This window comes from Saprospiraceae bacterium, assembly GCA_016709995.1.
Taxonomy (GTDB): Bacteria; Bacteroidota; Bacteroidia; order Chitinophagales; family Saprospiraceae; genus JADJLQ01.
Genome location: JADJLQ010000001.1, coordinates 2,548,649 through 2,573,252, shown reverse-complemented (window position 1 = coordinate 2,573,252; position 24,604 = coordinate 2,548,649). Strand labels below are relative to the sequence as shown.

The 24,604-nt window shown below is 42.2% G+C and carries 22 protein-coding genes; 10 read left to right on the top strand and 12 right to left on the bottom strand.

Features of this window, described 5'->3' with window-relative positions; translation table 11 throughout:
* Positions 1 to 25: 25 nt before the first annotated feature.
* From IPJ09_10890 to IPJ09_10880, 3 genes are all read right to left on the bottom strand, one after another.
* Positions 26 to 568: a hypothetical protein gene (locus IPJ09_10890; protein MBK7371925.1), complete on the bottom strand. Its 543-nt coding sequence runs from the start codon at positions 566 to 568 to the stop codon at positions 26 to 28.
* A gap of 119 nt (positions 569 to 687) precedes the next feature.
* Positions 688 to 1,122 carry a nucleoside deaminase gene (locus tag IPJ09_10885; protein MBK7371924.1) on the bottom strand — a complete coding sequence of 145 codons (435 nt, stop codon included), beginning with the start codon at positions 1,120 to 1,122 and terminating at the stop codon, positions 688 to 690.
* A 97-nt stretch (positions 1,123 to 1,219) separates the two neighbouring features.
* Positions 1,220 to 2,539, bottom strand: coding sequence for a Gfo/Idh/MocA family oxidoreductase (locus IPJ09_10880; protein ID MBK7371923.1), 1,320 nt, complete (start codon positions 2,537 to 2,539; stop codon positions 1,220 to 1,222).
* Between the two features lie 137 nt (positions 2,540 to 2,676).
* Between IPJ09_10880 and IPJ09_10875 the strand changes: the two genes are divergently transcribed.
* Positions 2,677 to 3,156: a c-type cytochrome gene (locus IPJ09_10875; protein ID MBK7371922.1), complete on the top strand. Its 480-nt coding sequence runs from the start codon at positions 2,677 to 2,679 to the stop codon at positions 3,154 to 3,156.
* A 1-nt stretch (position 3,157) separates the two neighbouring features.
* Here IPJ09_10875 and glpK read toward each other — a convergent pair whose 3' ends face one another.
* Positions 3,158 to 4,654 carry a glycerol kinase GlpK gene (gene glpK, locus IPJ09_10870; protein MBK7371921.1) on the bottom strand — a complete coding sequence of 499 codons (1,497 nt, stop codon included), beginning with the start codon at positions 4,652 to 4,654 and terminating at the stop codon, positions 3,158 to 3,160.
* 59 nt (positions 4,655 to 4,713) lie between these two features.
* Between glpK and IPJ09_10865 the strand changes: the two genes are divergently transcribed.
* From IPJ09_10865 to IPJ09_10835, 7 genes are all read left to right on the top strand, one after another.
* Positions 4,714 to 6,468, top strand: a complete 1,755-nt coding sequence (locus IPJ09_10865; GenBank protein ID MBK7371920.1) for a glycerol-3-phosphate dehydrogenase/oxidase — start codon at positions 4,714 to 4,716, stop codon at positions 6,466 to 6,468.
* Between the two features lie 211 nt (positions 6,469 to 6,679).
* Positions 6,680 to 7,693, top strand: coding sequence for an LD-carboxypeptidase (locus IPJ09_10860; GenBank protein ID MBK7371919.1), 1,014 nt, complete (start codon positions 6,680 to 6,682; stop codon positions 7,691 to 7,693).
* Positions 7,690 to 8,715 (top strand): dipeptide epimerase, encoded by a 1,026-nt coding sequence (locus IPJ09_10855; GenBank protein ID MBK7371918.1) that lies wholly within the window; start codon positions 7,690 to 7,692, stop codon positions 8,713 to 8,715. The genes IPJ09_10860 and IPJ09_10855 overlap by 4 nt, the downstream gene beginning before the upstream one ends.
* A 10-nt stretch (positions 8,716 to 8,725) precedes the next feature.
* Complete coding sequence (locus tag IPJ09_10850) at positions 8,726 to 9,763, top strand: pyridoxal phosphate-dependent aminotransferase family protein (GenBank protein ID MBK7371917.1); 1,038 nt, start codon at positions 8,726 to 8,728, stop codon at positions 9,761 to 9,763.
* 75 nt (positions 9,764 to 9,838) lie between these two features.
* The gene (locus tag IPJ09_10845) at positions 9,839 to 12,202 is read left to right on the top strand and encodes a cytochrome C (GenBank protein ID MBK7371916.1); all 2,364 of its coding nucleotides are present in this window, start codon (positions 9,839 to 9,841) and stop codon (positions 12,200 to 12,202) included.
* Positions 12,202 to 13,017 carry a formylglycine-generating enzyme family protein gene (locus tag IPJ09_10840; GenBank protein MBK7371915.1) on the top strand — a complete coding sequence of 272 codons (816 nt, stop codon included), beginning with the start codon at positions 12,202 to 12,204 and terminating at the stop codon, positions 13,015 to 13,017. Before IPJ09_10845 ends, IPJ09_10840 begins: the two co-directional genes overlap by 1 nt.
* Positions 13,014 to 13,721, top strand: coding sequence for a DUF1080 domain-containing protein (locus IPJ09_10835; protein ID MBK7371914.1), 708 nt, complete (start codon positions 13,014 to 13,016; stop codon positions 13,719 to 13,721). The genes IPJ09_10840 and IPJ09_10835 overlap by 4 nt, the downstream gene beginning before the upstream one ends.
* Before the next feature lie 15 nt (positions 13,722 to 13,736).
* Here the strand turns inward: IPJ09_10835 and IPJ09_10830 are convergent, their stop codons facing one another.
* Positions 13,737 to 15,158 (bottom strand): peptidase M14, encoded by a 1,422-nt coding sequence (locus tag IPJ09_10830; GenBank protein ID MBK7371913.1) that lies wholly within the window; start codon positions 15,156 to 15,158, stop codon positions 13,737 to 13,739.
* Positions 15,159 to 15,210: 52 nt separating this feature from the next.
* On the opposite strand from IPJ09_10830, the gene IPJ09_10825 reads away from it, so the two are divergent.
* On the top strand, positions 15,211 to 16,137 hold the full coding sequence (locus tag IPJ09_10825; protein ID MBK7371912.1) for a hypothetical protein: 927 nt from the start codon (positions 15,211 to 15,213) through the stop codon (positions 16,135 to 16,137).
* Between the two features lie 59 nt (positions 16,138 to 16,196).
* Entirely contained in the window at positions 16,197 to 16,865 is a 669-nt protein-coding gene (locus IPJ09_10820) for a hypothetical protein (protein ID MBK7371911.1), read from the top strand.
* Between the two features lie 186 nt (positions 16,866 to 17,051).
* Here the strand turns inward: IPJ09_10820 and IPJ09_10815 are convergent, their stop codons facing one another.
* The 7 genes from IPJ09_10815 to IPJ09_10785 all read right to left on the bottom strand — a co-directional run bounded on the left by IPJ09_10815 (position 17,052) and on the right by IPJ09_10785 (position 24,486).
* Complete coding sequence (locus tag IPJ09_10815; GenBank protein MBK7371910.1) at positions 17,052 to 17,489, bottom strand: cytochrome B; 438 nt, start codon at positions 17,487 to 17,489, stop codon at positions 17,052 to 17,054.
* A 47-nt stretch (positions 17,490 to 17,536) separates the two neighbouring features.
* Positions 17,537 to 19,111: a GMC family oxidoreductase gene (locus tag IPJ09_10810; protein ID MBK7371909.1), complete on the bottom strand. Its 1,575-nt coding sequence runs from the start codon at positions 19,109 to 19,111 to the stop codon at positions 17,537 to 17,539.
* Positions 19,083 to 20,195: a glycosyltransferase gene (locus IPJ09_10805; GenBank protein MBK7371908.1), complete on the bottom strand. Its 1,113-nt coding sequence runs from the start codon at positions 20,193 to 20,195 to the stop codon at positions 19,083 to 19,085. Before IPJ09_10805 ends, IPJ09_10810 begins: the two co-directional genes overlap by 29 nt.
* 140 nt (positions 20,196 to 20,335) lie before the next feature.
* Positions 20,336 to 20,746 (bottom strand): hypothetical protein, encoded by a 411-nt coding sequence (locus tag IPJ09_10800; GenBank protein ID MBK7371907.1) that lies wholly within the window; start codon positions 20,744 to 20,746, stop codon positions 20,336 to 20,338.
* Between the two features lie 105 nt (positions 20,747 to 20,851).
* Positions 20,852 to 22,615: an ABC transporter ATP-binding protein gene (locus tag IPJ09_10795; GenBank protein MBK7371906.1), complete on the bottom strand. Its 1,764-nt coding sequence runs from the start codon at positions 22,613 to 22,615 to the stop codon at positions 20,852 to 20,854.
* A gap of 43 nt (positions 22,616 to 22,658) precedes the next feature.
* Positions 22,659 to 23,348 carry a DNA repair protein RadC gene (gene radC / locus IPJ09_10790; protein ID MBK7371905.1) on the bottom strand — a complete coding sequence of 230 codons (690 nt, stop codon included), beginning with the start codon at positions 23,346 to 23,348 and terminating at the stop codon, positions 22,659 to 22,661.
* A complete protein-coding gene (locus tag IPJ09_10785; protein MBK7371904.1) occupies positions 23,341 to 24,486 on the bottom strand; it encodes a PLP-dependent transferase in 1,146 nt (381 codons plus the stop codon). Before IPJ09_10785 ends, radC begins: the two co-directional genes overlap by 8 nt.
* Positions 24,487 to 24,604: the final 118 nt, after the last annotated feature.

Genomic DNA, 24,604 nt, shown 5'->3' with positions numbered 1-24,604 from the left:
GATCTCAGAAATCAGACATCTGACTTCACTCCACCGTCCTGCCCTTAGCTACCCGTGCTTCGGTATTATATTGGTCTATATTTTTTAAATTGATTTCGAGGCCGGCAAAAGCACTGTGGCTGCTGGTCTCCCATTTTTTGCCTTGATAGGTGACTTCTCCGGAGCGTTTGTCCCAATCTGCCGCCAATAATACATATTGATTGTTGACCGTAGGATTAGGGCCAAACATGAGATAATTGGCATCATTGGCTTTTCCTTCTTCAAAGCTGATAGCCATCCTGTTTTCTTTGGGCATAAAGAGCAGCACGCCCGGAGTACCTCGTTTAAATTTTACGATTTCATATCTGGTGCCATCGATCACTTTGATCTGCCCCTGATTGATCTCTGCCTTGCCTGATCCTGCTTTTCTTCTAAGTACGATGTCATCGCTAAGGTAAAACTGGACTTTTTTGAGATCGGCCTCTTTCCATTCATATCGATCATATAGTTTCTGAGTATAAGGGCTCAGTGAGGGCGCACAGGAAGAAAGTATTATCAAAGCAATTCCGGTGTAAATAAGTTTTGTCATGGTTGCGTTTTTATTGCTATACAAATTAGACTGTGTTAAGATCTATTATGTATCATCTTAAGACTATTTAACTCGGGATTTAACTGACTTTAAGAGAATCTGAATTTCAAAGGAGGGCTTTACTTTCTTTTTGACTTGAAAAATTGTTTGATGATTGCACTACATTCTGATTCCAGCAGACCATATTCCAGTTTGGTCTTGGGATGTAATATTTCTTTGCCAAATTTCATGAAGCCGTATTTATCATCTCCGGCTCCGTAGACTATCCTGCCGATCTGTGCCCACCTAAGTGCTCCTGCGCACATCACGCAAGGCTCCAGGGTCACGTACAGCGTGCAGTCTTCCAGATACTTGGACCCTAATAATTCAAATCCGGCACTCATGGCGATCATTTCCGCATGCGCGGTAATATCCTGCAGATGTTCTGTTTGATTTTGCCCGCGGCCTATGATATGTAGATTACTTACTAAGATGGCCCCTATAGGTACTTCATCTTGTTCATATGCCTGAAGCGCTTGTTCAAGCGCTTTCTCCATAAAAAATTGGTCTGTCATCGCCGGCTAAAAGTAAAAAACTTTCTGTCCTTATTAGATGACCAGAGTTTTCTTTAAATAAATAGGTACAAATAAAGTGATATGGTTTCTTTGAAAATCAGATAGTGAAACCATTTTTCAAATTTCTTCCCAGCAAACCATTTGCCTCTGCATCCCCTTTGAACATTTCTTTTTTGGGATTCCACTTCAATGGCCTGCCTAATTGATACGCGATGTTGCCAATATTGCACACGGAGGCGGTGCGATGCCCGATCTCAACATCACAGATGGGCAGTTTACGCGTGCGCATAGACGCTATAAAATCTTTATAATGATTGTCACTTCTGTACACGTGTTTTTCTGTTTCACCGATGACTTTATCTTTTAAGGCAGGGGGAGTAGTTTCTAATTTTTTGCGTTGTACTTTTATTTCGCCCTCAGTGCCGACAAAATGGATCGCATTGTTCCAGTCCCATTTTTCATGTGTCATGGTGATGCCATTCTTGTATCTATAGGTTAGGAATGGATGTTCTTTGCCATCAGGAGGAATTACCTCCACTGGTCCACTCTGATCCATATCCAAAGACCACTGCACGATATCAAACATATGGGCTCCCCAGTCAGTCACCATACCTCCTCCAAACTCTTTGTACAGCCTCCAGTTAGGGAATACATCTTTGGAAATTGGTGGAGCCAGTTCGCTATTGAAAACTACCGGATCATTTGGTCCCAACCATCTGGTCCAATCCAGTCCGGTCGGTATAATCTCTTCAGGCAGGTTGTATTTGATGGGAGGAGGCCCTACATTGACTTTGATATGTTTGATGTCGCCGATATATCCATTGCGCACCAACTCTGCAGTTTGTCTGAATTCAGGCCAGGAGCGTTGCATACTGCCTGTTTGAAAAATGCGATTATTCTTCCTGACTGCTTCTACCATTGCCCGGCCTTCACGGACTGTTAGAGATAAGGGTTTTTCACCATAGATGTCTTTGCCTGCTTTGGCAGCTTCCACGGCTATGACCGCATGCCAGTGATCTGGGGTGGCTATAAGTACCGCATCAATATCTTTTCGAGCTAAGAGTTCTCTATAGTTTTTGTACACGGGCAGATCTTGATACTTACCCAGGGTAGGGGCTTCAGAATAAATCGATTTCAATCTTTCTTTGAGCACCTGAGCTTTGGCATCATATACCTCACTCAACGCTACAAATCGAGCTTCTCCGGTAGTTATAAAAGAGTTTACCAGTGACTTGCTTTGTTTGCCACATCCGATCATACCTAAGGAGATGATGTCACTGGGGGCTATATATCTTGAACCGTCTTTTTTATAACCGCCCAATACATGTCTGGGAATGATAAAAAATCCGGTTGCCGTAGCAGCCGACTGTTTAATGAATGCCCGACGGGATAGTGAACTTTGATTAAGTTTTTTCATAAGAAGTATATTAAAAGAATGAAAATACACAAACCATCTGTTATCTAATAGAATACCCAATAGATACTGTTTTTTATTACTTGAAAAGCGAATGGCTCAAATATTTCGTTTATAAAAAAAGTTTAAATCAATCGACTATGCCCATTCGCTTTACTCTGGGATTATTAGGTGTCTCATTTTTCGTGCTGACTTCCATGCACCGTGAAGTTTTCGTTCCTGCATCTCCTGCGGCTTTTACAGATTCACTACAGGCTGAACGCCAGAAATACATAGATAAGGTTAAACTAGCCATAAAAGGCAAAGAGCAAATTACTGTAGATTCAATCTTTGTTAACTTGCAGGTATTGGGCGGATTTCCGGCAGAAAATCTGGTCTATGCAATGGACGCATGGAGCAAAGCGCTTGGCGTGAGCTGCAGCCATTGTCATCGTACGGATGATTTTGCATCTGATGAAAAAAAGCAAAAATCCATCGCCCGCGATATGGTCAATCTCGGTACAATGATTAATGAAAAACTCAAAACTATCGATGGTTTGAGCAAAAGACCAGTAGTCAACTGCATATCCTGCCATCGAGGGACTTTAAAACCCGCCTTAAAGCTGGAAGTCAAAAACTAGCCTACCGTTCCTCCCAATCCAGACTTCGGCTTACAGCTTTTTTCCATCCTTTGTGCAGGGCATCAGAAGTTTCTTTGGAGATGTCTGGGCTGAATTGGGCATCAATCAACCAAAGCTCATTAATCTCTTTCTTGGTCCACAGACCGATCGCCAGGCCTGCCAGGTAAGCTGCACCTAGCGCCGTGGTCTCTATGATGGTAGGTCGCTGCACTTCCGTCATCAGGATATCAGCTTGAAATTGCATCAAAAAATTATTGGCAGATGCGCCTCCGTCGACACGCAAAGCCTGGAGTCGAATGCCAGATTCCTGCGCCATGATATCAAGTACATCTCGGGTTTGGTAAGCCATAGATTCCAACGTAGCCCTGACGATATGTGCCCTGGTAGTACCACGGGTGAGCCCTTGTATTGTACCCCTTGCATACATGTCCCAGTAAGGGGCTCCCATACCGGTAAACGCAGGTACCAGGTAGACTCCACCCGTATCCTTTACGGATGCTGCTATGAGTTCAGTTTCGTGAGAAGCCTGGATGATACCCAGACCATCGCGCAACCATTGCACAGCAGATCCTGCATTGAACACACTTCCCTCCAGGGCATAGGTGACTTTGCCATCTAAGCCCCAGGCGATCGTGGTCAACAGACCATTTTTAGACCGGATACATTTGTCGCCGGTATTCATCAACATAAAACATCCGGTACCGTATGTATTCTTGGCCATACCAGCAGTGAAGCAAGCCTGGCCAAAAAGGGCAGCCTGCTGGTCACCGGCAATGCCTGTGATCGGTATAGAAGATCCGAACAAACTGATCTCGGTTTCTCCAAAGTGACCACTAGACGGCAAGACTTCCGGTAAAATGTTTTTTGGAATATCAAGGATAGAGAGCATTTTAGTATCCCATTCCAGGGATCGGATATTGTAGACCATGGTACGGGAGGCATTGCTGTAGTCGGTAGCATGAACCTGGCCATTGGTCAGATTCCATAACAGCCACGTATCGATGGTGCCAAACAATAAATGGCCCGCTTCGGCTTTTTCTCTGGCTCCCAACACATTATCCAGTATCCACTTAATCTTAGTCCCGGAAAAATAGGCGTCCACCACCAGTCCGGTATACTCTGAGATATAGTCAGCATGATTATCACTTTTCAATTGTTCACAGATAGGGGCTGTGCGTCGATCTTGCCATACAATGGCATTATATATAGGTATCCCGGTTATTTTATCCCATAGGACGGTAGTCTCGCGTTGATTGGTGATGCCTATCGCAGCGATCTGATCTGCCTGCACCTGGTGATCTTTAAGCACCTGGCGAGCAACCATCAACTGAGTATCCCAAATCTCCAGCGCATTGTGCTCTACCCATCCGGGTTGTGGAAAGATTTGAGTAAATTCTTGTTGGGCTACACCGGCTATCAGCCCTTTTTCATCAAAGAGGATGGCCCTGGAACTTGTTGTGCCTTGATCTAAGGCTAGGATATATCTTTCGCTGGACATGAATTGCGTTTTTTTTTAAAATGCCCAAGCTACTAATAAAATCATAAAATTAAAAATCTTTGAAATCTGCTTTTGGCGATCATACATTATATTTTTATTTAATATTATTAGCTACTTTTGACCCACCAATGATTCCATTTTCAGCAGGCGATAGAAGCACCTATCTTGATAAACTTTCAAGGCAAAGAGTGCATATTTTAGTGATCGGAGGAGGTATCACCGGGGCAGGTATTCTGCTGGATGGGGTCAACAGAGGTTTTGATGTTGCCTTGTTGGAGAAAAAGGATTTTGCCAGTGGTACTTCGAGCAGATCTACCAAACTGATACATGGTGGCCTGAGATATCTGAAACAACTTCAATTTGGAGTGGTCAAAGAGACCGGAGCAGAGCGTAAAATCGTATACAACAATGCGCGGCATCTTGTAAAAAAAAGTAAAATGCTGCTCCCGTTTTACAAAGGCGGGACACTGGGACCTGTGACGACTTCTATTGCTTTGTGGATGTATGATTGGTTGGCTAAAGTGAGCAATAATGAGCACAAATTAATGCTCAAGAAACAAACTGCCCGCAAAACAGAACCTCTCCTTAATGAGGATAAACTCAAAGGTGCCGGATTATATTATGAATACAAAGTAGATGATACGAGACTCACCCTGGAGATCATCAAAAAGTCCGTCGAAAGTGGAGCCACTGCCCTTAATTATACTGAGGTCATAGATTTTATCTACGAAATGGATAAAGTCGCAGGTGTAAAGGTATTGGATCACCTGAATCAACAAACCTATGAGCTTTATGCCGATCATATAGTGAATGCCACCGGGCCCTGGACCGATGGAGTAGCTCAATTAGATGCTCAAAAAAATTCTTCCAAAAAAGTGATTTTATCCAAGGGCATTCATATCGTAGTGCCTTTCAGAAAATTACCTTTAAAGCAGCCTATGTACTTTGAGTCTATCGTAGATAAGCGAATGATTTTTGCTATTCCACATGATGACTATACATACATAGGTACGACTGATACTCCATATGAAGAGGATAAGGATCACCCACAAGCCACCGGAAAGGAAGTTGAATATTTACTCCAGAGCTGCAATCATCTATTCCCAAAGGCACCACTTACTGATTCGGACATTAGTTCTACCTGGGCTGGACTGAGGCCTTTGATTTATAAACCGGGTAAATCATTTTCGGAGTTGTCTCGAAAAGACGAAGTCTTTATAAGTCAAACCGGGCTGATTAGTATCGCAGGGGGTAAACTTACCGGTTATCGAAAAATGGCAGAGAGAGTCATACAAACGATCATTGATGAATTTAAAAAGACAGAACATAAGTCAGTACCTGTACTCCATGAAGAAGCGCTCACAGATCTGTCTAATGTCAGTGGTTCTGAGTTTAAATCGGAAGAAGAATTTCAAAAATTATATAGTTATTGTATTTCATTAGGCAGACACCTGGAAGTAGAGGATAAGACCATGCGAAAGCTTTTTGATATGTATGGTACCAACACAGAACAGGTGATTGCCCTGGCAGAAAATTATCGCGGCAAAGTCAGCGATCCGGAACTGAGGTTGCAAATGGGCCAATTGATCTATGGTATCCAACAGGAAATGGTCTGCACTATCTCTGATTTTCTGATCAGGAGGACTGGCCAATTATATTTCGGCCGGGAAAAAATTAAAAAGTATTTTGAACCGCTCTGCCAGTTATTGGCAACAGAATTAAAGTATAATCCTACTCAGATGGCCGGGATGATTGCAGACTTTGAAAAAGAGTTCGAAGCGGTTATGCTTTGGAAAAACGAAAAAACCCTTTAAAAGATACGTTTATCAATAAAGGGTTTATATGAAAAGACTCACTCTTTTTAAATACGGGGAGCACAAGTATCTTACTTTGCTGCCATGATCTAACAAATCTAGAAGGACGGCTCCTTGATGCCAAGTATTATGGATTAAGGGATTATTATCTTCGACGAAAGAGGAAGGGGCGTATGGATTAAATATCATTCAGACCCAATATCTTTAAGTTATGAATAGACGAGCATTTAATAAGACCATGGTAGGGGCAAGTATGATTATCTTGCAGGGTATGCCGGAGAAAACAAAATCTCGTTATTTAATGCCAGGAGATAAAGTAGGCTTGATCTGTCCTGCTAGCCCGATTACCCAGGAAAAGCTCGACAAAGCCATCGATAATTTGAAGTCCATCGGACTCATTCCGGTGCCCGGCAGGCATATTTTGGATCAGGCCGGATATCTCGCCGGAAAGGATCAGAATAGACTCTCCGATCTGCATGAGATGTATCGCGACGACACCATAAAGGCCATCTGGTGCATTAGAGGTGGGTATGGATGTACCCATTTATTGCCTGATCTGGACCTGGATCTTATCAGGACACATCCCAAATTATTGATTGGTTATAGCGATGTGACAGCCTTGCATCTCGCCTTGTACACTGAAGCAGGACAACACAACCTGCATGGCCCGGTGGCATCTTCAGATTTTACTGCTTATAGTGTGGACATGCTCAGGAAAGTGATTTTTGGATCTTCAGGACAAAGCTTTCAGATAAAACCTTGTGAGGAAAATGATGCAGTGTCGGCGGAAGGCAAGACCACTTTTGATAGATTCGTCATCAACGATGGTCAGGCACGAGGTCATCTTTGGGGTGGCAATCTTTCCTTACTTTCAGCCATGAGTGGGACTGAATATCTTAAGATTAAAAAAGATACCTTGCTTTTTCTCGAAGATATTGAGGAAGCACCCTACCGGATTGACAGGATGCTTACTCAGATGTTTCAGGCATTGCCGCTTTCAAAAATAAAAGGAGTCATAGTAGGCGTATGTGAAGGCTGTGAGAAAAAACCAGATTCTAATTCTTTTACACTGAGGGAAGTCATGATGGATCGAATAGCGAAATTAAAGGTGCCGGCGGTGTATGGATTCCCGATTGGGCACATTGCAAATCAATGTACCTTGCCCATCGGCGCTAGTGCAATATTAAATACCAGTGAATTTAGCCTTGAAGTGAGATTGCCATGAAATTAACGATACATACTTATAATCTACAGACAAGAAAAGTATTCACCACTTCTCATGGCAGTGCGGCCAATAGAAGATGTATGATATTGGAATTGAAGCATGAAGGATCATCCGGATATGGCGAAGCCACAGAGATTCTATATTATGGCAAAAATCTTGAGAAAATGGTTCAATTGGTGCTGGATCATAAATCATGGATCGAATCCATGGATATCATACCACCAGGGGCGAGATATAAGGAGTTGCTTAAAATGTTTGGACAAGATCGATTTGTCCTGTGTGCTTTGGATATGGCCTATCACGATTTGTATGGCAAACTTCAAGGAAAGAGATTGATAGATCTGTGGGGCATGGAGACAGATTCATGTCCATTGTCCAGTCTTACCGTAGGTATTGACGATACGGCGGCCATGCTGAGACATATTGATGAACATCCCTGGCCCATCTATAAAGTCAAACTGGGCACAGATCATGATATGGATATTATGCGCGCGATCAGGGCCCATACTGACAAGTCTTTGAGAGTAGATGTCAATGAAGGTTGGACCAAAGAGCAGACCATCGAATATTCATTCATCCTGCAAGAACTCAATGTGGACTATATAGAGCAGCCCCTCCCTGCGATGATGGACGATGAAATGTCAGAAGTATACGATGAAAGCGCCCTCCCTTTATTTGCTGATGAATCTTGTCATACTGCCGAGGATATAGAAAAATGTGCTGATCTTTTTCATGGCATCAATATTAAACTTATGAAGTGTGGTGGGCTCACACCTGCAATCGCCATGATCCAAATGGCCAGACAGTATGAGCTTAAGATTATGATTGGCTGTATGACCGAGACTTCCATAGGTATTTCAGCATTGGCTCAAATTCTTCCCCTGGTAGACTACGCTGATTTAGATGGGTCTATGCTGATCTCCAATGATCCTGCCAAAGGTGTTTATCTCCATTACGGCAGCGTAGTATTTTCGGATAAGTTTGGCACAGGTGCTGAGCTGTTGGTCAAAAACCCTATCTAAGATTATATTGTTGAAGTACGCAAGACATATTCCGAACAGAACCATTTGGCATAAGGATCAGGAATATTTATATTATGGAGGTACCGGATACCTGGGTATTCATGCCAATCAGGATTTTGGTGATTTGGTCAAACAAGGATTGGACCTTTATGGTACTAATTATGGCGCGAGCAGATTAGGCATTGATATTCCGGTTTTTAATCAAGCTGAAGAAAAATTGGCTGCATGGATAGGGGCTCAATCCTCTGTTTTGGTGTCTTCCGGGACATTGGCCGGCAGATTGATGCTTGAAGTCCTCGGCGATGATTATTTCTACCATTTTGCTACCAATGCCCACGTAGCTATTCATCCCGGGTATCATCATCACTCACCCAACAATTTTAGTTGTTCTATCGAAGATTCATTGGATCATATCCACCTCTCTGAACATAATCGGCATGTAATCACTTTTAATAGCGTCGACGCACTTACAGGGACCCGTCCTGACTTATCGTGGATCACCAGTTTGCCTAAAGACAAAGAAATTGTATTGATCATGGATGACTCCCATGCGATTGGATTGATAGGGCATAATTGCGGTGGGCTTTATCACGAAGTCTTAGCATTGCATCCAAATACTATAGTCATCGCATCATTGGGCAAGGCCATGGGGTTGCCTGGAGGTGTGATTGCTGGCCCGGTGCAATATATCTCTTCGATCCGTACACACCCTTTATTTGGAGGCAGCTCACCGATGGTGCCCGCTTATGTTCACGCCTACCTGCATGCAGATCAAATCTATGCCCAGGCACAACATGCTCTCTTAAACAATACCACATATTTTATATCTATGACCAAGGATCTTGCGATGTTTACATTCACGCAGGGCTTACCTGTTTATTGCACTGACCGGCATGCGCTTACAGATTATTTGGAATTAAAGAAAATCAAGATATCACATTTTGCTTATCCAAGTCCTAAAGACAGACTATACACGCGGATTATTATTAGTGCCTTGCATTCTTTACAGGATTTGGATAAGTTAGTTGCCGAAATTAAAAAGTTTTAATCAAAATTGGTTTACCGCTATCAACAGATCATGCAGGATTCGATTTCAGATGATACAACATATAATATTCCATTTTTGGTATCACGCAAAAGATGGATGTCTTTACTGAGTGGACTGACCTTTTTGTTGTTTTGCCTTGTAGCCTGTCAGTCGCTCCCTGGCCACCATTCTACAATGATTGAATTTGAAAAAAGGCAGATTGACCGTAATCCATCGCCCATTCCATTGTCACCGGCAGAAAGTATAAAAAAAATACAATTACCACCGGGGTATTCGATCGAATTAGTAGCCTCCGAACCAATGATCCAGGATCCGGTGGCGTTAACCTGGGATGGCAATGGCGCCATGTATGTGGTACAGATGAATACTTTTATGAATGATGCCAGAGGCACAGACCAATTCGCATCCACCAGTCAGATAAAAAAATTGGAAGATACCAATGGAGACGGCAAGATGGACAAAGTAAGTGTGTTTATTGATAGTCTGTTATTGCCTCGGGTCATTTTGACCATTGGGAATGAACTGATCGTAGGCGTCACGAATGTGCAACATCTTTATGCTTACAAAGACACTGATCATGATGGTAAAGCTGATCAGAAAAGGCTGGTTTTTGAAAATTCAGCATTAGATGCCCGCAATATGGAACACCAGAATGGAGGCCTGATTTGGAACCTGGACAATTGGATTTATCCTAGTAGGGACAATCTCCGCTTTAAGTACAAAAATGGTTTGTTAGTAGCCGATACGATGATCGATAATATGATCGGTCAGTGGGGTATGACATCCGATGATTATGGTCGTCTGTATTATTCTGAGGCTGGTCCGGGTCTGCCCGTAGTACAATTTAATCAGATGCCTGCATATGGATCTCTCAATTTCACTGATCAGTATTCTGATGAATTTACTGTGCCATATCCTATCATGAGTACGCTAGATGCTCAGGGAGGTCCTGATGTGTTAAGTTCCTCAGACAGCACGCTCACGCATTTTACTTCAGGCTGCGGGCAATCAGTTTTTAGAGGAGATCGTATGCCTGCTGATATGTATGGCGATTATTTTATTGCGGAGCCCGTGGCTAGAATAATTAAGCGTGGCACTATAAACAATCAACTGGGTAAAAGAACCGTGGACAATGTATACCAGGAGAAAGAGTGGCTTGCTTCATCCGATTTCAACTTCAGACCAGTCAATACCTACACTGGACCTGATGGATGTTTTTATATCGTAGATATGTATCATGGCATCATCCAGGAGGGCGAGTTCGCAGAAGAAGATTCGTATCTCAATAAAAAAATAAAAGCATTAGGCCTGGACAAGAATAGGCATATGGGTAGAATTTATAGAGTAAGACATAAAGACTTTCGACCAGATTATATTCTTCCATCCTTGCTAGACAAATCACCGCTGGAACTAATCTCGTACCTTTCCCATCCCAATGGTTGGTGGAGGGATATGGCTCAACAACTTATGATCATACATGGTGATACCTCCATAAAATCAAGGTTGGAAAAAATAATTCTGGATGATATTAAAACCGGGCAAAATCATCTTGCAGCTTTGCATGCACTGTGGACTTTAGAAGGATTGGGTGTGATAGATCTATCCGTTATTAAAAATGTATTGCATTCTGTACACCCTCAAATCAGAAAAGCAGCCATTTGGGTTGGAGAAAAATGGATAAGGCAGGAAGATACAGCCTTTATGCTGTCGCTCGCAGTTTTAAAAAATGACCCTGAGCAAGATGTGGTATTCCAATTGTACTTATCCCTTAGGACCAGTGGCTCTGCTACTGCAAGATCTATAGTAGAGGATATTCTTGAGACCAATTCTGGCAATGAACTCATACAATTTTCGCATGCAGTATTTTTAGACTCTCATGCACGGGCAAAGGCAGAAGCATCCAGGATTAAACTTCTCAACAAGGGAGATAAAAAATTGTTAGCCCAGGGGGCCATCACATTTAAACAATTCTGTTCCAATTGTCATGGGGCAGACGGCAAAGGCGTACTCGTACAAGGTATCCCCTCTATAGCTCCTCCACTGGCAGGATCACCTCGGGTGAATGGCGATAAAATCATGCTTATTCAGATTTTGCTGTATGGATTAAAGGGGCCCGTAGATGGTAAAAACTATCCTGGTGTCATGCTACCGCAAAAACATCAAAGTGACGAGTGGATAGCCTCTGTATTGAGTTATATTCGCAATAGCAATGACCTGGGCAATAGGGTATCAACAGTAACGGTCGAAGAAGTGGAAGATATTCGTCAGACCGCTTATATGGATGCTATGCCGGATCAACGACTATTGGAAATATTCAAGTTGGGTAGGGGAGAAGCGCAAAACTGGTCTCAGGGCAAACCAGGTAGTAATGGTCAAAGATGGGGTGGTCATTTTAGATCAGCATTAAATGACAGTTTGAAAAAGCAGAACGCTCAGTAATGAAATCATATTGGATATTATGCTATTGTATATTGACCACATTGGTTTATGGTCAGGAAGTTTATACCGATAATTTTGGAATAGAATTTGTCAGAATCCCTAAAGGTGAATATATCTCAGGCAGATTCCAGCCGACAGTTTCAAATATGGTGCTCTGGGGCTCAGACTTACCCCTGGATGAATCTATGCGGCAGGAGGCAGTCCGCCTTGCCGCGCGCGATGCTCGACCTGGCTTTAGGGTCCAAATTAAAAAACCTTATTATATTGGAAAATACGAAGTCACTCAAGGCCAATGGAGCTCTGTAATAAAAAAGAATCCTTCCTTTTTTCAAAATGGCAAAGTTATGGATCAAAGTGACTTACATCCGGTCGAAAATGTTACCTGGATGATGGCTCAGCGGTTTATAAAAAAATTAAATCGATTGGAAAAAAAATACGCCCACTACAGGCTGCCCACGGAATTTGAATGGGAATATGCCGCGCGGGCAGGCATAACAGAAGATATTAGCTGGGACAAGATCCAGTCCAGTGCGGTGATAGCCTGTCAATCCACTTCCATGGTAGGTCAAAAGAACCCCAATAGCTGGGGTATTTACGACATGCTGGGCAACGTGTGGGAATGGACCCGGGATTATTACAATGAAAAATTATTTGCCGATGAGCTATCACCTGATAAAGGCAAACAACACGTGTTAAAAGGAGCCTCTTTTTTTGGCGATGTCAAAAATGCAACTTATATGACCCATGCGGGTGGACCGGGTAGTGGTTACGATGTAGGTTTTAGATTGGTCATGGAATTAAAAAGAGATCCATGAGAGTAATAATGATTGTTTTGTTTTTTTTCTGTGGCAGTTTCAATTGTAATGATTTGCTACAGGCGCAAATACCACGTGGTTTTAAATCTATTTTTAATGGTAAGAATTTAAAAGGATGGCATATCAGCCGGTCTTCACACCAGGGCACCACGCCCGATTTTAAAGTAATAGATGGCATGATAACAGTGCATCAATATCCGTTCGGCCAGGGCGGTGTATTGTTGTCTGATAAGAAGTACTCGGATTTTGAGTTGTACCTCGAAGCGAAGATTGACTCTTTTTCCAATGGAGGTATTTTTTTGCGATCCAATGAAGGTGGGGCAGCATATCAGATAGAATTGGATATCCTTGGTGGGCTTGGTGATCTTATGGGCGAAAGAATTCAGGTGGGTGTGCCCGCACAAGCCACAGAAATTAGAAAAGTATGGAACACAAAAGATTGGAATTCAATAAAAGTCAAAATGGTAGGTGCGATACCATCAGTAACTTTATGGGTCAATGGCATTAAAATGTACGAAGTGCAACAATCAAAAAATGATTTTATAGCTGGTACTGAGGATGGCATGATTGGCTTGCAGTGTCACTGGACTGCATTATATGATTCGACAGCAGAATCTGAGCTTATGCCGATAGATTCGTGGCGTCCTGGTGCGCTCCACCGATTTCGGAATATCGCAATAAAAATCTTAAATCAATCACACTAACTTATTATTTAGGATTTAATTGGCTATTGAGATTAAATTTCCATTTTTCAATAAAAAAATTAATTTTTCTCCCTGGTAGATTAAGGCATTGGGATTGCTTCCGGGCATGAAGGTGTTATTTTTAGTTTCATTTATCTTTAGTATACTTATCAGGGATGTGTCCTTTGACTTTGTGGTGGGAACTTTTTTTAACCTGACTTCCGTATACCCTTGATGCAGCAGGTTGTCCAGATCCAGTTTGTCCAGTTTTTTTAGGTTTTTTATGAGTGCTGGATACAATTTGCCGGACACCAACCTTTTGCCTGTTCCATCCCATTCTGCATAACCTTTATACACGGTGAGGTCACCCATATCCTGGATAGAGGCTAGTCCGGAAAACTCTGATCGATTGTAGGATATATCGGTGAGATACTGAACTCCATGATCTTCCATAGTGATGTTTTTGATGATAAAATCATTGAGCCTGTTTTTATTTTCGGGGATGGACCAGTAATCTTGCAGATCGACCGAATAATAGGCCTTGTTAGAGATAGATTCTAATGCGCTCAAGAGGGCTATAAAATTCACTTTTCTTAAAAATTGTTTTTCTGGATCATTTTCAAAGGCCCCCGTTTCAATAAGAATAGTACTGGTTCCCCACTTTTGGATATTGTCCCCAAATGCTCGTGGTTCGTGTTCATCATCATAACGGCCTATATGCATGGGGATGATTTTTTTTAAAGTATTATGTATTACGCCTGCCACTTGCATCGCATGTTCTCTTACTGCGTTTACTTCTTTTTCTTGATTGTAAGCAGGTGCCAATAAGGAGATGGAAGCAGGAGTTTTTTGATCTCCGGCAGCGTGATATTTATGTTGATCGTGTAGATTAAAACCAAAATCAGGTTGTAGACTGTCACGAACAGATTTTAGTATTCTGGCTTCCGGACTTTGTAGGTAGATGGCATCGCGGTTGATATCGATTTGTTGTGCATTGCGCCGGACAAATAATTCTGCCCCATCAGGGTTGAGCATTGGGATGAAATATAGAGTGCATTCGTCTAAAATATTTTCCTTCAAGCCACTCCACCTCCCAGTGGTAGTGAAAAAATTAAATAGATCAAGTATGGCCATAGTGGCTGTAGATTCATCTCCATGCATTTGACTCCACAACAAGACTTTGGTATCTCCCTGGCCGACCTTTACCAGGTGAATATTTCTCCCTAAAAATGATTTACCTAATAATTTTACTTCAAATCCTGGAATTGTTTTAAGCTGAATAATCTTAGCTTCCAGGTCCACGTGACGCACCCTTCGATTGTTGAAGGTAGTATCCTCAAAATCTGAATGAATATGGAGCAGGGGTTCCGGATCAAATTGAGCTTGAGCTGACATTGTAAACATCAAGAGGACGCAGAGGCCCCAAAATTTGAAGGCGGATATTTTACTGTAGTTCATTGCACACATATTTGTAAATTCACTATAAATATAAAACTCAATTCCTCCTTTGATGTACTTATTCTTCATAGGCAATCCAACAGCTGGAGCTGGCAAAGCAAAAAAATCCTGGATGGAGCTTGAAGTTAAACTCCTAGAGTTGGGTTGGCGGTTCGACATTCGTTGGTCTGCATCGCAAGCACAGATCAGTACTTTGGTGAAGGATGCTTTGCTCCATCATCCCGATATGATCGTCAGCCTTGGAGGTGATGGTACCGCTCATGAAGTGATCAAAGCGATGTATGCTGCTCAGCTGCAAGAGACGGGGCCTCTCTTTACAGTATTCCCCAAAGGCACCGGCAACGATTGGGCAAGGTATTGGAGGATCCCTCACAAGATCCATGAGTGGATAGAAATGGTTAAAATGAAAAAAACTTATGTCCAGGACTTGGGTCAGGTAGCATATATGGATGAGACCGGACTTAAAAAGTCTGAGGTTTTTAATAATGTTGCCGGTATGGCTTACGATGCCTATGTCGCTGACTATATTGAGTCCAAAAAGAAGAAGACGGGTGTAGGCCGTTTACAATATCTTTGGTTCATATTCCGCTGTCTTTTTGGTTATAAATTACAACAGAGTAAACTATCCTGGTCCAGTGGATCTGCACAAGATTTTTTTTATACAATCAATGTTGGTATCTGCCCTTATTCTGGAGGTGGGCTTAGCCTGGTCCCGCATGCGGTGCATGATGACGGGCTTTTGGCTGTTACTGCAGTAAGACCTTTGACAAAGTGGCAGGTTTTATTATTTAGCAGACATTTCTATAGCGGACAGATACATCAGCATAGAAAAGTGTTAGCTTTTAACACGGATGAGCTACTGCTGGAGCCTTGTGATCCGCATGATATCATTAAGCTGGAGACAGAGGGTGAGTATCTTGGCCACCTTCCAGCGAGATTTACTGTCCTTAAAAATGCATTAAAATTATGCGCACCTTAAATTGAAGAATAGTAACTTTATCATCATATTAATCGTCAGTCCTAAAAAATATTAAACTTATGAAGTATCCAATAATCGCGTTTTGTCTTGTACTTTTTGGCTTTGTCTCCTCTGCTCAGGTCATGGAAGACAGCAAAGTAATGAGTAAAGGCCAGCAGACCAGTCTCTCCATTGAAATCCCAGAAGTTTCTGCAGATTATGTGGATGATGTATTTAAAGATTTCATCAAGGATTTCAAGGGCAAAACCAAAAAGGATAAAAAATTGAATGAATGGTTTAGTGACAATGCCAAAGTACCCACGATAGCTAACGGTGCTCCCATAGATATCTATAGCAAAATAGAATCCGTAGGCAGCAAATCAGTGGTGAATATGTGGATTGACCTGGGCACAGGGTATATAAGCTCAGGCACTTATCCTGCAGAATACCAGGAAGCAGGAAAATTGCTTGCTAAATTTGCTACTACTGTAAAAGTCAGACAAGCTGAAGATGAGCTGGCTTTGGTTGAAAAAGACCTTAAAAAGTTAGACGGCGATATGAAGAAACTCAAAAAAGACAATGAAGACTATCACAAAGAAATCGAGCGTTGCAACGAAAAAATAAAAGAAGCAGAAAAAAATATTGAGAAAAACGAAGAGGAACAAAAAGGTAAACAAATGGCTCTCGAAAATCAAGCTTCAAAAGTAGAAGACGCCAAAACCAAGGTCGAAAATATTAAAAAGAATTAGGGCTGAGCGGCTCTTGTAGATGGTGAATACCAGCAAAATTAAAGCGCACCCAAAGCCGCAGGAGAGCTGTGATGCAAAAAAGCGACCTGCTAATTTTATAGAATTTACAAAGCCCGGAAGCCACCGTGGTGCGAAAATACCCTAGGTTAATGTACTGAGAGTATAAAACTTTAGGCTATTAACTCGCTAAAACCAACCTGAGGTATATTGCTGAAAGGGCCATGGTATACTGACCAAAATGATAATTAGTGCAATAAGGTAATACCAGAATATTTTTTTGAACGCGAGACCGTTTTGATTTCTCTTGGCCTGGAGATAACCTATCGTAATAAGACCTAATGCGATCAACATCATGGTCGGATGTTCGACCGCAAAAAATCGCATGACTTTATCTTTCATCATGCCTTCACTTTGCGTGATCCGTGGAGTGATGAAAAAGAGTATAATCCCAATCAATAATTGTGTGTGAGCCAGCACAAAAGCTAAAAATGAGGGTCGGCTGTGTTCTTTATTATAAGCAATGCTGGATTTCCACTTGTTATATGCATCATAGATTGCCCAGATCAGGGCTATTAAAAGCAGCCATCTGATTCCTGAATGAAGATGTTTGATGATACTATACATAATATTGATTTTGAGTAAAGTTAAGATTAATTGAATGCGACTCGTGTTTAGTTTTTATTATTTATTTTATCCATAGCGTATTCAGCAAGGCAAGTGATAGTTAAGCTTGGATTGACCCCGATGTTGGCAGGTATCACACTTCCGTCCAGGATATACATGTTTTTATAATTATGCACTGCAAAATTTTTATCTATGACCCCGGTGGTGTCATCAAGACCCATAGGGCATCCTCCGAGGATGTGGGCAGTAGTGGCCATATTGAGGAGGCTTTCGGTCAGTGCATGTACTGCGACACCATTTGTCTTTCTGGCCAGTATATTCATCGCTTTATACCCCGCAGGGATAAAAACCGGTATAGTGGGTTCACCCGGCCCGGTAGTCAAACTCATTTTCCTTCCTGTCCATTTCATCGCCAACGCATTTTTAAGACTCTGCATGACCAGGACGACCAGGCCGTGTCGGGCATCATGACCCTTTATGATCCATTTAATCGTAGTGATCGGATGTCTGACTACATTTGTGATCACCTTCAAGGCTCTGATCCAAGGGGCACCATCCCCTGTGGCCAGAAAAGCCATTCTAAACAATGATCCTGATCCATCTGGAAATTTACATAGCTCTATCTGTGTGTGTTCGTCCGCTTGAATGATCGAACTGATCGCAACTCCATAATTCATTTTTTCTTTGGTAGCGATGACACCACTGATGGACTCTGAATTGCTGAGGATGTTTTTACCCAAAGTGTCAGACAGGCCAGGTAATGTTTTATACTGATATTTTTGTCTGAATAAAAGGTTTAACGTACCAAGTACACCGCCAGAAAAAACGATGCCTTTCGAAATGAATACACCGGACTCACCTGAGGCATTTACTTTTTTAGTGGTTATTTTATAACATTCACCGATGGGTTCTGTCTCAACTTTTATGACTTCTGTGTTAGCGAGTATGGTTGCTCCATATTTTTGAGCAAACCAGAGATAGTTTTTATCCAGCGTATTTTTTGCATTGTACCTGCACCCAACCATGCAGCCCGCACATTCGATACAGGGTTTTCTGATAGGGCCTTCGCCATTAAAATAGGGATCTTTGGGGGTTTGGTCTTCATCGTAATAAACGCCTACATCGACACCCTTATAGCTCTTCTCAAATCCCATTTCTACAGCAGTCTCTTTGAGCAGTACATCATCTGCATAATGATTTTTTGCAGGAGTGGCTCCCAACATAAATTTGGCTTTTTCAAAAAATGGCCTTAGGGTTGACTTCCAATCGTGATCCTGAAGGGGTATATGCTTATAAAATGGATCCATGGGTTCCATTAAAGTATTGGCATACACCAGGCTGCCACCACCTACGCCTACTCCAGACAGCACAAATAATTTTTTAAAAAAGGTTAGTTTAAGAAACCCAAACCAATGGAGTGCAGGTACCCACAGATATTTGCGCAAATTCCAGTTAGACTTGGGAAAATCACTCGAGGTATAGTGACGGCCTTTTTCTATTATAAGTACCCGGTATCCTTTCTGTGCCAGTCTCATGGCTGACACACTGCCACCAAAGCCGGAGCCTACGACGATATAGTCATATGCTGGCTTATTATCTGGCGATCCTTCCTTTCCACTCATAATTCCGTTTAAAAATACTCAAGATGAAGACAAAACTGATATAAAAAGGATAGATCAGAGATGATAACAAATATTTGCCGACCGGCATACCATAATGATAAAATGAGGACATTGACTTGAGGTATAAATAATCAATTGTCAATTTACTCACCCACATCATCAAAGTAGCTGGAAATAAGGATGGATAGAATAAGGTCAAAATGACAAATAGGACATTGGTCACATTGATAGACAATGCAATAGCAAGTGCTACTTTCATGCCCCCGTCTTTGGAACTATAATTTTTTGTACTCCACCTCAGTCTTTGACTGATCAAATGGTTCATTCCATTGATAGAAGGGGTAGTCACAATGGAATCTGGATGAAGATTAAATTTTATTTTATAATTGGGTTCAGATGCGGCCGCATAGACCAAACCCATATCATCACCTGAGGCAAATGCTTTCTCAGGGGCCTTGTCTGAGTAGTGCCTGATAGCCAGCTCTCTTGAATAATACATATTTGCTCCATTAGCCATATACCAGCGGCCAGACTCTATGCCAGCCAGTGTCATGCCCATCAACGCCATCATTTCTAACATCTGGAGATGATCTAAAATACTGAGTGGTTGAACAATCACCACTGGGGCAGTACAGAATATATTTTCATCCTTCCCAGCCAAAGATTGGTAAGACGACAGCCAAGCCTCCCCCATCAAACAATCAGCATCAGTCTGCACGATCGATCTGGTCTCTATGCTGGCTAATGCCGTTTTGATGGCATTTTTTTTCCCTGACCCGATGGCATCCAGCATCCTGTAGTTGGGTTTTAAGCGGGAAGCTATCATCTGTGGTCCCTCATCTTCCGAATGGTCATTTACAAAAAAACAAGTCCATAACGCGGGGTCCAAATCCTGTCGATCAAGGTGAGACAAAAGCTGAGGTAAGGAGCGTGCTTCATTCCTATATGGGATGATTATGCTGATGGATTGGCCAGACGGTATGGAGTGGTTTACGGGGGCTTGTATCACTCTATGCCATGTCAACAAGCCCAAACCTATCAAAGCTGAATAAATACATAGGATCATCAGAGCCAGAACTGCCATATCGGGCAAGATAATAATAAGCAATTCAATTTTAAGGCCTATCGGAAATAGAACTCAAATATGGTCACGCCAGCAGGTTGATTTTAACAGGCCTGGGTTATTTTTTCAAGTTTGCAGAAAAAGAAAAAATAAGGCTCAGATTATTTTTTAAAAAGCTCATCATATTCTTTTTTAGGTGCAGAAGACAACTCTCTGAAATCTGTCGGAATCCCATCTCTTTTTAAGCGCTCGCCCTCGATGATCGTATCTGCTTTTTTATTCATGATCGCCAGTGCAAGTAAGATCGCCGCTACAAATGGAAACGCAAAAATGGTAAGTAAAACGGCCAATACTCCGGTGATGGTATTTTTCTGCAGGAGCCCAAGTACCATCTTGCCATAACTCAATACGACTTTGCGATTGATGACCAGGGCAGCGATAATCAAAAATGGTGCTGCTAACGCAAGGATACTATATATGCTTTTAAATAAAAAGAAAATAAACCATACTATGGCTGCCATAAATATCAGTCCCATAATGGTCTCTGTTGTAGAAAATCGTTTGGTTTGCATGATAGTTTGATTTCTGTTTGTAAAAAGTATAACAAATTTAACCTCAAATAGGGTTCATTTCTCCAGGTTTATCGACGAACTAATGCAATAAGTCTTTTAAACTGCCTAATCTACCTCTGCCATACGCGAAAACTGATATTCATACAGCTTTCTATAGAATCCACTTGGGTGATCCAGGAGCTCTTCATGGGTGCCGATTTCTTTGATTTCTCCATGATCCATGACCATGACCTGGTTAGCATGGCGTATGGTGCTTAGCCGGTGAGCTATGATGATAGAGGTTCGTTTTTCGATGAGTTTTTCTATGGCATATTGTATCACAGATTCTGATTCGGGATCTATGGACGATGTGGCTTCATCCAGGATCAGGATATCCGGATTAAACACCAGGGCCCTCACAAAAGAGATGAGTTGTCTCTGTCCCATAGATAGATTGGATCCCCGCTCTGAGATGATAAAATCATACCCTCCAGGCAATTTCTCGATGAATTCATGAGCCCCGATCTGTTTGGCGGCATTAATTACTTCCGCTTCGGGAATATCTCCTTGTCTAAAAGTAATGTTTTCCAATACGGTGCCACCAAACAAAAACACATCCTGCAAGACCACTCCGATTCTGCTACGCAGATAGCTGAGTTCGTAGTCTTGAATGTTTTTACCATCTATTTTTATCGTACCCTGTTGAATGTCGTAGAGCCTGTCAAGGACACTGATGATGGTCGTTTTGCCTGAGCCTGTACTTCCTACAATCGCCAAAGTGGTGTGGCCTGGCACTTTGAAGCTTATACCTTTGAGCACTTCCTGATTTTCAATATATCCAAATCTCACCGCATCAAACTCAATATCACCGTTTAATTTTTTTCCAACTACAGTGCCTTTATTATCAATTCTTTCAGTATTGTCGAGAATGCCAAATACTCTCTCCGCTGCCACAAGCCCCATTTGCAGCGTATTAAATTTGTCTGCCATAAATCGAATAGGCCTGAATAGCATCGTAAGATAGATCGGGAAGGCCACTAAAGCGCCGAGAGTAACCTCTCCTTGAATCACCCCGTTAGCCCCCCACCACACCATGAGTGCCAGGGAGGTCGCCGAGATCAATTCTACTACTGGAAAAAAGACAGCATAATAAAATATACCATTGATATTGGCTGTGGTATAGTCTTTGTTGATTTTTTTAAATTTGGATTTTTCTTGCTCCTCAGAATTGAAAATTTGAATAATCCTCATGCCGGAAATTCTCTCTTGTAAAAATGAATTCATCCGTGCTATATGACTTCTTACTTGCTGAAAAGATATTCTTACTTTTTCTTTGAAGAGGTAACTGGCATAAATTAAGAAGGGCAAAGTAGTCAAACAAACCAGGCTAAGCTTCCAGCTCACCACAAACATGATGATTAATACTGCTATCAAACCCAATATATCTGCAAGTATAGTGATGACGCCTTCGGAGAACACTTCATTGATCGATTCGATATCATTGATGGTACGCGTAGTAGAAGTGCCGATAGGAGTCTTGTCAAAAAAAGCCAGCTTAAGATCTATAATATGATTAAATACCCGTGTCCTTAAATCTCTCACAATGGATTGCCCTAATTGATTGGTAGCCAATATAAAAATATATCTCAGCCAAACTGACCCCACCAGCACAAGCATATACCACATCACCAGTCTGCCCAATCCGGACAGTGTATTTTTCATGATGTTTTCATCCACCATCACATTGATCAGGTGAGGCCTCAGGATGCCTATTGGGGCTTGGATGATCGCAAGAAATATCGTCCAATAAAAAAGTTTTTTATAGGGAAATGAAAGTTGTAGTACTCTGCGCAGCAGAGAATAATTAAATTTTTGTTTTGCTTCCGCCATGGATGGATGCAAAAATACGGAACTTGTGATTATGGATTTTAGATCATATCAATCCTTCGTCTGCAAAACTAAAATAAGCGTCTTCGGTCAGTATCAGGTGATCGGTTAGTTTGATCTCCAGCAAGTCTCCTGCAGATTTAAGCATTTTGGTGACCTCCAGATCAGCTTTGCTGGGTTTGAGTGTGCCGCTGGGATGATTATGTGCCACGATGATGGAGGATGCATGATGTTCCAATGCTGTTTTGTAAATGATCCGCTGGTCTGCCGAAACCGCTGAGATGCCACCCAGATGTACTCTTCCTACGTATACAGGGATCATGGCCCGATTGAAGCAGGCTAACCAGAACTCTTCCTGTTTGCTATGCCGGATAATCTCGAACAAGAAAGCACTTTCTGCGCTTTTCGTGATGGGTTGTTTTTGCGGCCTGATCTCATGAAGTCTTCGCATACCCAGTTCTATGGCAGCGAGTATGGTCACTCCTTTAGCACTTCCGATACCCTTTATTTTTCGCAAATCTTTCAGGGACATTCCTGACAGATTGTGTAAACTGTTGTCTGCCAGATTAAGGAGATTGCGGGCAACATCCAGCGCACTAAGATCCTTCGTACCGGAAGATATGAGAATAGCGAGCAATTCAGAATCACTTAAAGTCCCAACACCTTTATCCATCAGTTTTTCCCGTGGTTTATCTTGGGTGGACCACTGTTTGATACTCTGCCTGTGATCAGCCATAGGTAAGTGCACGATCGAGATCTTCAATCAGGTCCTCCACATCTTCTATACCTACACTCAGGCGAATGAGTGAATCAGTCAACCCTGTTTTGAGTCGTTCTTCTTTTGGAATAGAGGCATGAGTCATGGACGCCGGATGTCCAATCAATGATTCGACTCCGCCCAAAGATTCAGCGAGGGAAAACAATTTGGTATTGCTCAATATCTTAAATACAGGATCTTGTCTGTTATCTACAAGGTCAAAGGAGACCATGGCGCCAAAATCACGCATTTGTTTTTTAGCGACCGCATGATTGGGGTGCGAAGCAAACCCCGGATAATACACTTTAGATACTTTGGGATGCTGTGCCAGATGATGAGCGATGCGGGCAGCGTTCTGACATGCCCGTTGTACTCGTATATGCATCGTCTTAATGCCACGCAAGACCAGAAAACAATCCATGGGGCCAGGCACAGCTCCAGTCGCGTTTTGAATGAAATGTAACTGATCAGCCAGTTCCTGGGATTTGACGATCAAGGCACCGTGCACCACATCTGAGTGGCCATTGATATACTTTGTGGCTGAATGTAATACAATGTCTGCCCCATAATCAAGTGGATTCTGCAGATAAGGTGATGCAAATGTATTGTCTACACATACCAGGATCCCATGTTTTTTTGCCAGGCCACATACCAGTTCGAGATCAATGATATTCAACATGGGATTGGTAGGGGTCTCTACCCACAGGAGCTTGATGCCTGGCTTGATATGTTCCTCTGCTGTCTTTGCATCTGATAGATTGACGAAAGTGGATTTGATGCCATACTTCTCGTACACCCGACGCATCTGACGAAAGGATCCACCATACAGATCATTGGTAGATAGTATCTCCTCGCCGGGAGAAAGCAGTTTCATGACGGCATCCTGGGCCGCTAAACCACTCGCAAAGCAGATCCCATGGCGACCATTTTCTAAAGCCGCCAGGTTGGCTTCCAGGACGGATCGGGTAGGATTTTGAGTTCGTGCATATTCATATCCTTTGTGATCACCTGGAGCAGCCTGCACATACGTAGATGTTTGATAGATAGGCGTCATAATGGCTCCTGTAGAGGGATCAGGTTCTATACCCGAATGGATGACTTTGGTAGCAAATTTCATTTGGTGAAGGTAGGGCTTCCACTTGAAAGTTTGCATTGCAATTCGATATTTGAAGCCTTCAAAGGTTGCTATAAATCTGTTAAAGGAAGATATTTATTTAGGTAATTCATTGAGTCTA

Bases quoted from the DNA above. Each gene is read 5' to 3' on its own strand.
- IPJ09_10890 (MBK7371925.1), bottom strand. From the start codon at position 568: ATGACAAAACTTATTTACACCGGAATTGCTTTGATAATACTTTCTTCC.
- IPJ09_10885 (MBK7371924.1), bottom strand. From the start codon at position 1,122: ATGACAGACCAATTTTTTATGGAGAAAGCGCTTGAACAAGCGCTTCAG.
- IPJ09_10880 (MBK7371923.1), bottom strand. From the start codon at position 2,539: ATGAAAAAACTTAATCAAAGTTCACTATCCCGTCGGGCATTCATTAAA.
- IPJ09_10875 (MBK7371922.1), top strand. From the start codon at position 2,677: ATGCCCATTCGCTTTACTCTGGGATTATTAGGTGTCTCATTTTTCGTG.
- glpK (MBK7371921.1), bottom strand. From the start codon at position 4,654: ATGTCCAGCGAAAGATATATCCTAGCCTTAGATCAAGGCACAACAAGT.
- IPJ09_10860 (MBK7371919.1), top strand. From the start codon at position 6,680: ATGAATAGACGAGCATTTAATAAGACCATGGTAGGGGCAAGTATGATT.
- IPJ09_10855 (MBK7371918.1), top strand. From the start codon at position 7,690: ATGAAATTAACGATACATACTTATAATCTACAGACAAGAAAAGTATTC.
- IPJ09_10840 (MBK7371915.1), top strand. From the start codon at position 12,202: ATGAAATCATATTGGATATTATGCTATTGTATATTGACCACATTGGTT.
- IPJ09_10835 (MBK7371914.1), top strand. From the start codon at position 13,014: ATGAGAGTAATAATGATTGTTTTGTTTTTTTTCTGTGGCAGTTTCAAT.
- IPJ09_10830 (MBK7371913.1), bottom strand. From the start codon at position 15,158: ATGAACTACAGTAAAATATCCGCCTTCAAATTTTGGGGCCTCTGCGTC.
- IPJ09_10825 (MBK7371912.1), top strand. From the start codon at position 15,211: ATGTACTTATTCTTCATAGGCAATCCAACAGCTGGAGCTGGCAAAGCA.
- IPJ09_10820 (MBK7371911.1), top strand. From the start codon at position 16,197: ATGAAGTATCCAATAATCGCGTTTTGTCTTGTACTTTTTGGCTTTGTC.
- IPJ09_10815 (MBK7371910.1), bottom strand. From the start codon at position 17,489: ATGTATAGTATCATCAAACATCTTCATTCAGGAATCAGATGGCTGCTT.
- IPJ09_10810 (MBK7371909.1), bottom strand. From the start codon at position 19,111: ATGAGTGGAAAGGAAGGATCGCCAGATAATAAGCCAGCATATGACTAT.
- IPJ09_10805 (MBK7371908.1), bottom strand. From the start codon at position 20,195: ATGGCAGTTCTGGCTCTGATGATCCTATGTATTTATTCAGCTTTGATA.
- IPJ09_10800 (MBK7371907.1), bottom strand. From the start codon at position 20,746: ATGCAAACCAAACGATTTTCTACAACAGAGACCATTATGGGACTGATA.
- IPJ09_10795 (MBK7371906.1), bottom strand. From the start codon at position 22,615: ATGGCGGAAGCAAAACAAAAATTTAATTATTCTCTGCTGCGCAGAGTA.
- radC (MBK7371905.1), bottom strand. From the start codon at position 23,348: ATGGCTGATCACAGGCAGAGTATCAAACAGTGGTCCACCCAAGATAAA.
- IPJ09_10785 (MBK7371904.1), bottom strand. From the start codon at position 24,486: ATGAAATTTGCTACCAAAGTCATCCATTCGGGTATAGAACCTGATCCC.